Source organism: uncultured Bacteroides sp. (genome assembly GCF_958445495.1).
GTDB lineage: Bacteria > Bacteroidota > Bacteroidia > Bacteroidales > Bacteroidaceae > Bacteroides.
In genome coordinates this window covers 22,381-33,006 of record NZ_CAUCSQ010000044.1, presented here as the reverse complement: position 1 = coordinate 33,006, position 10,626 = coordinate 22,381, and the positions used below count along the sequence as shown (strand labels likewise).

Sequence of the window (10,626 nt, the reverse complement as noted above, 5' to 3'; positions counted from 1 at the left end):
AAATATTTGTTAGCCTGAATAGAAAGAAAGCCCTGTCCTTTACTCCTCTGAACTGCGTTCTGAACTCCTTGATTTTGGCATTGAACGATTCGGAAGCTGCATTGGTGGAACGCCTGTCGAAAAAGTTGACGATTTCCAGATAATAACCTACACGAGAATAAAATTCTCGATTGGGTACCGTTTATATAGTTGATATCCTAAGAAAACACCCCAACATAAAGCTTATAAGCGATTTTAAGGAACAAGTTGTCGAAAGATATTAGAAACAAAGTACCATATAAGCCGTACAGCACTTGAAGGCTGGATTCGTACGGTTCGTAAACATGGATATATACGGAATTGGAATTACATGTATTCAGGCGTAAAGGCAGACCTTCCCAAACTATGGCAAGACCTAAGAAAAAAAGAACCTCAAACAGAACTGGAAAAGCTTCAGGCGGAAAGACCTATGCCTGAGGGCAGAGAATGTGTTGCAAAAAAAGTGAAGACCTTAGTCAAGGAACAGGAAACCCGAGCACGTTTCAATGGACAGAAGCCATCAACGAACTAAGGTCTGAATATCCTCTTGACTTATTATTGGAGCTAAGAAAAATGGCTTGTTCCGTATTCTATTATCATCTGAAACGGCTTGAGGGACAAGATAAATACAAAATACAGGAACTCCTACCAGATAGAGCAGACAGCCGATATATAGGGAATATCCCCTGGCATGCGAATGTCAAAAAGACAGGAACAGGTCTTTCCCATTCTTGACGAGCTAGAACAATGGATGGAAACAACCTATCCGAAAGTGTTCCCTAAAAGCCGAATGGGACAAGCCATCTTCTATACCTCCCCCTTTGGCCACACATGAGAAAAATTACTTCGGCAGGCTTAAAATTGACAATAATCTGGCTGAAAATGCAATACGACCAATAGCTTTATCAAGAAAAAACTTCTTGTTTTACGGGAATCATGAGGCGGCGGAAAACACGGCTGTTATATGTTCATTGTTAGTATCATGCAAAGTATCTCAAGTTAATCCCCAGAGGATAGCTTACCGATATGAATGCGTTGCAAAAAAAAATTGCTTGGTTGCCATATTACACAAGAGATAAAAGAAAACACCTAAAAGAATTACTACCCAATTACTGGAAACAGAGAAAGTCCAAAGAAATCTAACAATACTCTAATGAAAAGCATATTATAAACAGAGAATCGCTTATAAACTTACTAGATTTTATATAGCGATTCTATAAATTTATACGGGTACTTTATCGGGAGCTTACGAAAAGTCCGAGTCTCCGGAAGACTTCATAAAGACTTTGGAAGAATATATAGATTATTATAATAATAAAAAGGGTTAAAAGGAAAGAGTCCGGTACAATACCGAACTCTTTCTATAACTAGATAATGTTTAACCAGTCCAAATTTTGGGGGTCACTTCATTTCCTCATTATCAATTTAAATCATCCTCAACACTTGATATTTAATTCATTCAATACTTTACGTATTGCTTCAAATGTAGTTATACGAGTAGGAACTAAAGGCAATCGAAGTTTATTTTCTATCATTCCCATCGCATTCAACATTGATTTTACTCCTGCAGGATTTCCATCTACAAACAACAAATTGAATAACTCCGTAAACCTGTGATGGATGGTCAATGCGTTAGCAAAATCACCCTGAAGAGCCAAACGGGTCATACGGCTGAATTCACGTGGGAAAGCGTTTCCTATCACTGAAATTACCCCCACTGCTCCCAATGTAATAAGAGGAAAAGTAATGCCATCATCTCCGGAAATAACATTGAAATTCTCCGGTTTATTTTTAATAATATCATCCATTTGCGTTATATTGCCGGATGCCTCCTTAATGGCAATCACATTACTAAAATCACGTGCAATACGCAGAGTTGTTTCAGCAGTCATATTCACTCCTGTACGTCCCGGAACATTATACAACACAATAGGAAGTTCCGTTGCTTCTGCAATCGCTTTATAATGCTGATAAATACCTTCTTGAGAAGGTTTATTATAATATGGCACAACAGACAATATGGCATCAACTCCCGTAAAATCATCATTTTTCAGTGTCTCTACAACAGCACGAGTATTATTACCACCCACACCCAACAAAATAGGAACCCTTCCATTTACACGGTTAATTACCATTTTTTTAATGGTCTTCTTTTCTTCCTCAGTAAGAGTAGGCGTTTCAGCAGTAGTCCCTAGTACACACAAAAAATCTGCATTATTCTGTAGTAGATAATCCACCATGCGCATTAATGCATCATAGTCAACACTCTCATCCTCTTTGAAAGGAGTAATCAGCGCTACCCCCATTCCTTTCAATTTAGTCTGTATCATGAGTTTAATTATAATCTCTAATTTATTTAGCCGCAAAAGTACGAATATTTTTCTTATCTTACGATATAAGTTTCAGAAATTCGTCTTCACTTAATATGGTTATTCCAAGTTTTTTTGCTTTTTCCAATTTTGCCGGTCCCATATTCTCTCCGGCAAGAATGAAACTAGTCTTTGCAGAAATACTACCAACATTTTTTCCTCCGTTTTTTTCAATAAGTTCCTTATACTCATCGCGTGAATGATGAGTAAATACCCCGCTAATTACAATAGACTGCCCTGCAAGTTTATCCGTATATCCATTCAAATCCTCTTCAGTGCGATAAAGTTGCAATCCGGCAGCTTTCAATCTGCGAACCAATTCACGGTTAGAATCATTGGCAAAATATGCAAGAATACTTTGAGCTATTTTTTCCCCTATCTCATCAATACTTACCAGTTTCTCTAAGTCAGCTTGTTGCAACTCATCTATATTTTCAAATGACTTGGCAATCTTTTTGGCAACAGTCTCACCGACAAAGCGAATCCCTAAAGCAAAAATAACACGTTCAAAAGGGACCATTTTACTTTGAGCAATTCCAGTAATGATATTTTCCGCCGATTTCTCTCCCATACGCTCCAATCCTTTAATATCGTCAATCGTCAGCTCATACAAATCCGCGGTGTTATGGATTAATCCCAACCTATAGAACATATCTACCGTTTCAGGTCCCAATCCATCAATATTCATAGCTTTCCGACTGATAAAATGTTCTATTCGACCTTTAATCTGAGGAGGACATGCCGTTTCATTAAGACAATAATGAGCAGCCTCTCCTTCATATCTAACCAATTTACTGTTACATTCCGGACAATTAGTGATGAATCGAACTTTCTCACCAAGCATAAAACTACGCGCTTCCCTATCTACTCCGGTAATTTTAGGGATAATCTCCCCACCTTTTTCCACATATACCATATCTCCGATATGCAAATCAAGCCCATCAATAATATCCGCATTATGTAATGACGCCCGTTTTACGATAGTCCCCGAAAGCAGAACCGGTTCCAAATTAGCCACAGGAGTCACTGCACCTGTCCGGCCAACCTGATAAGTCACTTTATTCAAACGGGTCAATGCGCGTTCTGCCTGAAATTTGTATGCAATCGCCCATCTGGGAGATTTAGCGGTAAATCCCAAATTCTTCTGTTGTCTAAGACTGTTAACCTTTAAAACAATACCATCAGTAGCTACCGGTAATTTTTTTCGCTCGACATCCCAATATTTGATAAATTCAAAAACCTCCTCTAACGTCTTACATTTACGCATAAGTTCTGAAATCTTAAATCCCCATTTAGCAGCCTCTTGAAGATTCTCATAATGCCCGTCACAAGGTAAATTATCTCCCAGCAAGTAGTACAAATACGCATCCAACCTACGAGATGCCACAATTGAAGAATTCTGCAGTTTTAATGTTCCGGATGCAGCATTTCTCGGATTAGCAAAAAGCGGTTCCTCACGAGCTTCCTTTTCACGATTCAATTCCTCAAATACCTCCCACGGCATAAGAATCTCTCCCCGAATTTCAAAAGAAGAAGGATAATTATTCCCATGCAGTACAAGCGGGATAGAACGGATAGTTTTTACATTATCCGTCACATCATCGCCCTTTTCCCCATCTCCACGAGTAACGGCACGAATCAGCTTCCCATCTTCATAAGTCAATGAAATAGAAGTCCCGTCATATTTCATCTCACAACAAATTTCGAAATCTTCGTTTAAAGCCTTGCGAATCCGTTCATAGAAGTCCGATACCTCCGCCTCCGAATAAGTATTGGCTAATGACAACATCGGATACTTATGCGCCACTTGCGTAAAATTCTTATTTATATCACTACCTACACGCATCGTAGGTGAATTTTCATCTTTGTATTCCGGATGAGCCTGTTCCATATCCTGAAGTTCACGCATCATATCATCAAACTCTTTATCCGATATTTCAGGCGCATTCAACACATAATAATTATAATTATGCCGATGAAGTTCGGCACGTAATTCTTCTATTTTCTCTTTTATATCCATATTTCTTAGATTGTTTAAGACAAAAATACAGGTTTCTCTTTGAATATTTGTACTTTTGCGAAAAATTAAAGATTATGCGTATTGATATTATAACAGTTTTACCGGAAATGATTGAAGGATTTTTCAATTGTTCAATAATGAAACGGGCTCAAAACAAAGGACTTGCAGAAATCCACATTCATAATCTCCGTGACTATACAGAAGACAAATACCGTCGTGTAGATGACTATCCCTTCGGAGGGTTTGCCGGCATGGTTATGAAAATCGAGCCTATTGAGCGTTGCATCAATGCCTTAAAAGCAAAACGCGAGTATGATGAAATAATTTTCACGACCCCCGATGGAGAACAATTTAACCAGCCTATGGCTAATTCCCTTTCTTTAACTCAAAACTTAATCATTCTTTGCGGACATTTCAAAGGAATAGATTATCGCATCAGAGAACACTTGATTACCAAAGAAGTCAGTATCGGTGATTACGTGTTAACAGGTGGAGAACTAGCGGCTGCAGTCATGGCAGATGCTATTGTCCGCATCATTCCCGGAGTTATTTCAGACGAACAGTCAGCTCTTTCAGATTCTTTTCAAGACAACCTGTTGGCAGCACCGGTATATACTCGACCCGCCGATTATAACGGTTGGAAAGTCCCTGATATTTTATTATCCGGACACGAAGCCAAAATCAAAGAATGGGAACTGCAACAATCATTAGAACGTACTAGAAAACTCCGTCCCGACTTATTGGGAGAATAACCTGTAAAAACAGTATGTAAATAAAAACGACGATGAAAAACTATAAATTTTTCACCGTCGTTCATATTTTATGATTCATCTCAAAACTCGATTCATCACATTTTCCTTTTTGACCTTATATACATTTTCATCTCCTTTTTCAGAGCCACCCTTAATAAATGTATTTAGAATGGAATAACACTTTTCCATTAAAATTGAAGCGAAGGGTTATTGTATGTTTCCAATCATACCTCAAGTGCACCTACTATTTCTTTCACAGACTTACATCCATGTCTATCCAGGTAATTATTTATACCATCTATTACCTTAACAGTAATAGTTGGATCTATAAAATTCGCCGTACCGATTTGAATGGCAGATGCACCTGCAAGCATAAACTCGACAGCATCTTTCCAGTTCATAATCCCTCCCAATCCTATGACAGGAATATTTACTGCTTTAGCGACTTGCCAAACCATTCGTAAAGCAATAGGTTTCACAGCAGCTCCGGACATTCCCCCTGTTACAGTCGACAATACAGGCCGTTTACGTTCCGCATCGATAGCCATACCAAGCAATGTATTGATTAATGACACACTATCCGCACCACTTTCTTCTGCTGCACGAGCAATTTCCGTAATATCAGTCACGTTCGGAGAAAGTTTGACTATAAGTGTCTTTTTGTAAGCAGAACGTACAGCTTTTATAACTTCTGACGCACCTTTTGCTGACACACCAAAAGCCATACCACCTTGCTTTACATTAGGGCAAGAGATATTCAATTCAATGGCAGGAATTTTGTCAAGTTCATTAATTATTTCAGCCGTTTTCACATAATCTTCAATAGCAGACCCCGATACATTTACAATCATATTCGTTTGAATGTCTTTTATACGAGGATATATATGCTCTACAAAGTAATTAACTCCCTTATTTTGCAGTCCCACAGCGTTTAACATCCCAGAAGGAGTTTCCGCCATACGTGGATACGGATTCCCTTCACGTTTGTGAAGGGTTGTCCCTTTTACAATGATACCACCTATTCGCGCTATATCAATAAAATCAGAGAACTCTTCTCCATATCCAAATGTACCCGATGCCGTCATTACCGGGTTTTTCATTTGTAATTCACCAATATTTACATTTAAATCTGCCATAATAGTTTATTTATATTAAAAACAGGACCTTCTTTACACACACATAAATGACCTTCTGTCGTATTCTCCACACAACAAAGACAAGCCCCAATTCCACAAGCCATTGTATTTTCCAAAGAGACCTCACATTCTATCTGATTATTCCTGGCATATTTTGCCACAGCTACCATCATGGGCTTAGGTCCACAAGTATAAATTCGTTCAAAATGCACTCGGTTCAATATAGAATGCTGAGTGACATATCCTTTTTCCCCATGACTACCGTCTTCCGTAGTAGTGTACACTTTACCATACTTAACAAACTCATCCAGTTGCAATAAATCTTTATCGCTACGCGCACCTAAAAGGAAAGTAGGCTTATGGCCATTTTTAGACAGTTGCTCACCCAAGTATAACATTGGCGCCGTTCCTACGCCTCCACCAACCAACAAAAGTTTATCTGAAGGGTCCTGAGGGATTGTATAGGCATTTCCTAATGGAAGTACCACATTAACAGTATCACCCGGATTTACTTTTGCCAAACGTTTTGTTCCGTCACCTACTAATTGAATAAGGAACCATACTTCATTTCGTTGTTTGTCTACAAAATTAATAGAAATAGGGCGACGCAAAAATGTAGTAGGTGAACCATCCACCCGAAGTTCTGCAAATTGTCCAGGTAACATTTCGGGTAGCAATGACTGAGATGTCAACTTTAGCAATGCATAATTAGCATGCAGCCTGATATTCTCAGTAACTGTCAAATCTAAAATAAATTTCTTCATTATGGATAAAAAGTATAAATTCGTATTTTAAATACAAAGATACAGGAAATTGCTCAAACCACCGATTTTACCCCTCATTTTTCAGGTCTAAATGTCTCATACGTATTATCATCAAAGAAAATTCTTATTTCAGTGATTTTTCTGGCAGGCTTTTCTACATACCTAATTTCCTGTTTTACAATTTCTTTAGTAGTACTTTCCAACCCTCCTGATGCCTTTTCCTTACGATTTTCCAGAGTCATCGGCTCTTTGGACGGATTTATAGGATTCTCGTCGAATAAAGAAGGCTGATGTTCACCTATAGAAGAGCCCGATGAAGTTTCTTCTGTAGAAACCATCATTTCACCTCTACCATAAAGTAACCATTCCAGGTTTATATAACTATAAGTTTGATGAACCTTCATAACTACTTCCAGACTTGGTTTATTCCGATCATTTAAAATATGAGAGAGAGTAGATTGTTGAACCCCAATTGTCTCAGCAAAAACTCTGGGAGGAACTTTTTCTCTCTCCATTATCATTCTAATTCTGTCTTTTATTTCCATACGACCTCTGTAAAATTGCAATTATGTATATATAGTCTAAATATTACAATAATATATTTGCCTTTTTGTATAATACAAAAGTAAACAATTCTTTTCACAAAAGCAAATTCACCGATATAAAATTATATATCACACAAGTATAATCCATATTACAAACATATTATCACTTTTGTATTCAACCGAAAAACCATTATATAACCATTGTACATTCAACTTTAATAAAACCACATTATAACACTGATTATCATTAAATTAAATATCAACCATATCTTATATATACCCAATATTCACAAGCATATATTACTTCAGATATACCTATCTATAGTATTAATTCATTTATAATACATATATGACTAGTAAACAATAAAATAAATAGATTCAAAGCATTTGTTAACTCTACCCTTTTCACATTTATATAGTAGATGATACTATCTATAATTTACATTACTACACAATTGTAAATATTGATTTCGTATTACATTTATACTAGTTTACAAAAATACATTTCACAATATACAAATAGATATTATACAAAAGGAAAATTAAGAAGTTGCAATGACAATAAAATAAAAGGTAGAATTTATATTTTCACTGATATATATTACAACTTACTTAAATCATCTTTTACATTCCATCCGAAAATACTAAATCCTTGCAATATTTACGTCCCCACCATCAGTTCTTTATTTTTTTTCAATCCTAGAAGCCTTAATTCTGATATAATAAACTAATATATAATGAATTAACCCTATTTTTCTAGTATTAGAAAATAGATGAAATAGAAAAATCAAATAAATTATTTCCAAAAAGTAATGAGATTATCAAAATGATAGATTGGAATTCCGAATGAAAAAGACACTTTTCATTTCCCCATAGAAAATCAAGCATGTCTTCCTCATTATCTGACACCCCAATTTAGTATTGATTTTTCAAGATAATAGATAAGTATCCTTCCTTTCAAGTAAAAGTAAAATGAGAGAAAAAGATTATTGAATTATTACCCCTTCCCACTAGAAATGAAAGAGAAAAGCCTGAGAATATATTTTGTAATAAAAACAGATAGAATAAGAGGATAAAATATTACTTGAAAAGTACAAGCATAAAGAATATGATAAAAGGCATATACCCACCTCAATAACCAGTAGAAATACACACCTTTTTATCCATATAAAAAATAGTTTTTTCTAATGAAGAATTTTGAACACCAATTCGCGTAGAATATCCCCTTCAGACATAGAATTATTTTTCACTCCTTTTGATTTTGCATCAGCATATCGTATTTCTCCTACAATTTGCATAGTCTTTACCCCGCTGTATCTATGCATTGCAGTTATATAATCTCTAGCTTGCCATTGAGTTTTTAGTCCTAACATATTAGCGATTCCCTGTTCCGATTTATCAGGAGCATAATATGCCAGCATCAAGTTAGAATAAAAGCTGAATAACAAAGACAATGTCATCTGAATCGGATTCGTTTTCGGATTTTCTTCAAAATATTTTATTATTCTATTTGCTTTAAGAACATCCTTCTCCACCAGTGCATTCCGCAATTCAAAGTTATTATAATCTTTGCTGATGCCGATATTCTTTTCAATTTGTTCAGGAGTTACACGTTTCTGTCCCGCAGGCAAAGTAATAATCAGCTTCTCCAGTTCTCCTGTCAAACGACTTAAATCCGAACCCACAAAATCAGCAAGCATAACCGTTGCTTTAGGCTCCATATCCACCCCTTTCCGCTTCATATATGAAGTAATGAAAGCAGGGAGCTGAGCATCCTTTATCTTTTTAGATTCAAACAATATACCCTTTTTTTCAATTTCGGCAGCCAACTTTTTCCTACGTTCCAGTGTACCATGCTTGTGACATATCACCAGAATAGTTGAATGAAGCGGCTTTTGAAGATAATAAGACAATTCTTCAATGTTGCGTACAGCCTGTGCCTCCTTGACTATCACAACCTGATGTTCCGACATCATCGGATAACGTTTGGCAGCATTTATGATGGTCGCCACATCGACATCAGCGCCATATACCACAGTCAAATTAAACTCCTTTTCCGTCTCACTCAATACATTATCCTCAATATAATCAGCGATTAAATCGATATAATATGATTCTTCCCCCATCAAATAATAAATAGGGCGATACTGCTTCGCTCTCAATTCCTTGAGAACATCCTCACAAGTCAATTCCTGTTTTGCCATATATATTTTCACACCGACTGGGTTACCAGTCAAATTTCAGATGCTTTACGGTCTTTTTCTCATCGATAATCATACGTAAAGAAGCAACGCCAATTTCAACATGCTCCTCCACAAAATTTTTGGTAACCATGCTGTCACTCTTATCAGTCTTTACCCCGTCGGGAGTCATAGGCTGGTCGGATACCAACAACAATGCGCCGGTAGGAATATGGTTAGCGAAACCACAGCTAAACAAAGTCGCAGTCTCCATATCAACCGCCATTGCCCGTGTCTTCTTCAAATACTCCTTGAACGCATCATCATGCTCCCAGATACGACGATTAGTGGTATATACAGTCCCCGTCCAATAATCGCGGCCATAATCACGGATTGAAGAAGAAACAGCGCGCTGCAGCATAAACGCAGGCAATGCAGGCACTTCCGGCGGAAAATAGTCATTGGAAGTACCCTCTCCCCGGATAGCCGCAATAGGAAGAATCAAATCACCGATATGGTTCTTTTTGTCAATCCCCCCACATTTACCCAAAAACAGACAAGCCTTGGGACGGACAGCACCTAATAAATCCATGATAATAGCGGCATTGGGACTTCCCATACCGAAATTAATCATTGTGATACCCCCGGCAGAAGCAGAAATCATATTTGCGTCCCTACCCAAAATCGGAACATCAAACTGATTTGCGAAAATCTCGACATACTTGTTGAAGTTAGTCAACAGAATATACTCTCCAAAATCTTCCAAGTTACGTTTTGTGTAACGCGGTAGCCAATTAGCTACGATTTCTTCTTTTGTTTTCATAAATATCTATTAAATTTGT

8 protein-coding genes and 2 pseudogenes are annotated in these 10,626 nt (G+C 37.0%); 2 read left to right on the top strand and 8 right to left on the bottom strand.

All coding sequences use genetic code 11. The features are described 5' to 3' along the window. Positions 1 to 145 (bottom strand): annotated as a pseudogene (locus tag Q5076_RS13965) (transposase); the annotation flags it as partial. Between the two features lie 503 nt (positions 146 to 648). On the opposite strand from Q5076_RS13965, the pseudogene Q5076_RS13960 reads away from it, so the two are divergent. Further along, a pseudogene (locus tag Q5076_RS13960) lies at positions 649 to 1,161 on the top strand (transposase); the annotation flags it as partial. Positions 1,162 to 1,454: 293 nt separating this feature from the next. On the opposite strand, the gene dapA reads toward Q5076_RS13960, so the two are convergent. Together dapA and ligA are read right to left on the bottom strand one after the other, a co-directional pair. Continuing rightward, the gene (dapA, locus tag Q5076_RS13955; RefSeq protein WP_303014210.1) at positions 1,455 to 2,348 is read right to left on the bottom strand and encodes a 4-hydroxy-tetrahydrodipicolinate synthase; all 894 of its coding nucleotides are present in this window, start codon (positions 2,346 to 2,348) and stop codon (positions 1,455 to 1,457) included. Positions 2,349 to 2,406: 58 nt separating this feature from the next. Then, positions 2,407 to 4,407 carry an NAD-dependent DNA ligase LigA gene (gene ligA / locus Q5076_RS13950; RefSeq protein WP_303014209.1) on the bottom strand — a complete coding sequence of 667 codons (2,001 nt, stop codon included), beginning with the start codon at positions 4,405 to 4,407 and terminating at the stop codon, positions 2,407 to 2,409. Between the two features lie 74 nt (positions 4,408 to 4,481). Here ligA and trmD point away from each other — a divergent pair, with 74 nt between their 5' ends. Next, a complete protein-coding gene (gene trmD, locus Q5076_RS13945) occupies positions 4,482 to 5,159 on the top strand; it encodes a tRNA (guanosine(37)-N1)-methyltransferase TrmD (protein WP_303014208.1) in 678 nt (225 codons plus the stop codon). A gap of 224 nt (positions 5,160 to 5,383) precedes the next feature. Here trmD and Q5076_RS13940 read toward each other — a convergent pair whose 3' ends face one another. The 5 genes from Q5076_RS13940 to Q5076_RS13920 form a co-directional block, all read right to left on the bottom strand. Continuing rightward, positions 5,384 to 6,295 (bottom strand): dihydroorotate dehydrogenase, encoded by a 912-nt coding sequence (locus Q5076_RS13940; RefSeq protein ID WP_303014207.1) that lies wholly within the window; start codon positions 6,293 to 6,295, stop codon positions 5,384 to 5,386. Then, positions 6,283 to 7,059: a dihydroorotate dehydrogenase electron transfer subunit gene (locus Q5076_RS13935; protein ID WP_303014206.1), complete on the bottom strand. Its 777-nt coding sequence runs from the start codon at positions 7,057 to 7,059 to the stop codon at positions 6,283 to 6,285. Before Q5076_RS13935 ends, Q5076_RS13940 begins: the two co-directional genes overlap by 13 nt. A gap of 74 nt (positions 7,060 to 7,133) precedes the next feature. Continuing rightward, positions 7,134 to 7,604, bottom strand: a complete 471-nt coding sequence (locus Q5076_RS13930; protein WP_303014205.1) for a helix-turn-helix domain-containing protein — start codon at positions 7,602 to 7,604, stop codon at positions 7,134 to 7,136. A gap of 1,184 nt (positions 7,605 to 8,788) precedes the next feature. Then, a complete protein-coding gene (holA, locus tag Q5076_RS13925) occupies positions 8,789 to 9,808 on the bottom strand; it encodes a DNA polymerase III subunit delta (protein ID WP_303014204.1) in 1,020 nt (339 codons plus the stop codon). Between the two features lie 22 nt (positions 9,809 to 9,830). Then, the gene (locus Q5076_RS13920) at positions 9,831 to 10,607 is read right to left on the bottom strand and encodes an AMP nucleosidase (protein WP_303014203.1); all 777 of its coding nucleotides are present in this window, start codon (positions 10,605 to 10,607) and stop codon (positions 9,831 to 9,833) included. Positions 10,608 to 10,626: the final 19 nt, after the last annotated feature.

What these genes read in the sequence shown, in the direction of transcription:
- ligA (WP_303014209.1), bottom strand. Translation starts at nt 4,407, where the DNA reads ATGGATATAAAAGAGAAAATAGAAGAATTACGTGCCGAACTTCATCGG.
- Q5076_RS13920 (WP_303014203.1), bottom strand. Translation starts at nt 10,607, where the DNA reads ATGAAAACAAAAGAAGAAATCGTAGCTAATTGGCTACCGCGTTACACA.
- holA (WP_303014204.1), bottom strand. Translation starts at nt 9,808, where the DNA reads ATGGCAAAACAGGAATTGACTTGTGAGGATGTTCTCAAGGAATTGAGA.
- trmD (WP_303014208.1), top strand. Translation starts at nt 4,482, where the DNA reads ATGCGTATTGATATTATAACAGTTTTACCGGAAATGATTGAAGGATTT.
- dapA (WP_303014210.1), bottom strand. Translation starts at nt 2,348, where the DNA reads ATGATACAGACTAAATTGAAAGGAATGGGGGTAGCGCTGATTACTCCT.
- Q5076_RS13935 (WP_303014206.1), bottom strand. Translation starts at nt 7,059, where the DNA reads ATGAAGAAATTTATTTTAGATTTGACAGTTACTGAGAATATCAGGCTG.
- Q5076_RS13930 (WP_303014205.1), bottom strand. Translation starts at nt 7,604, where the DNA reads ATGGAAATAAAAGACAGAATTAGAATGATAATGGAGAGAGAAAAAGTT.
- Q5076_RS13940 (WP_303014207.1), bottom strand. Translation starts at nt 6,295, where the DNA reads ATGGCAGATTTAAATGTAAATATTGGTGAATTACAAATGAAAAACCCG.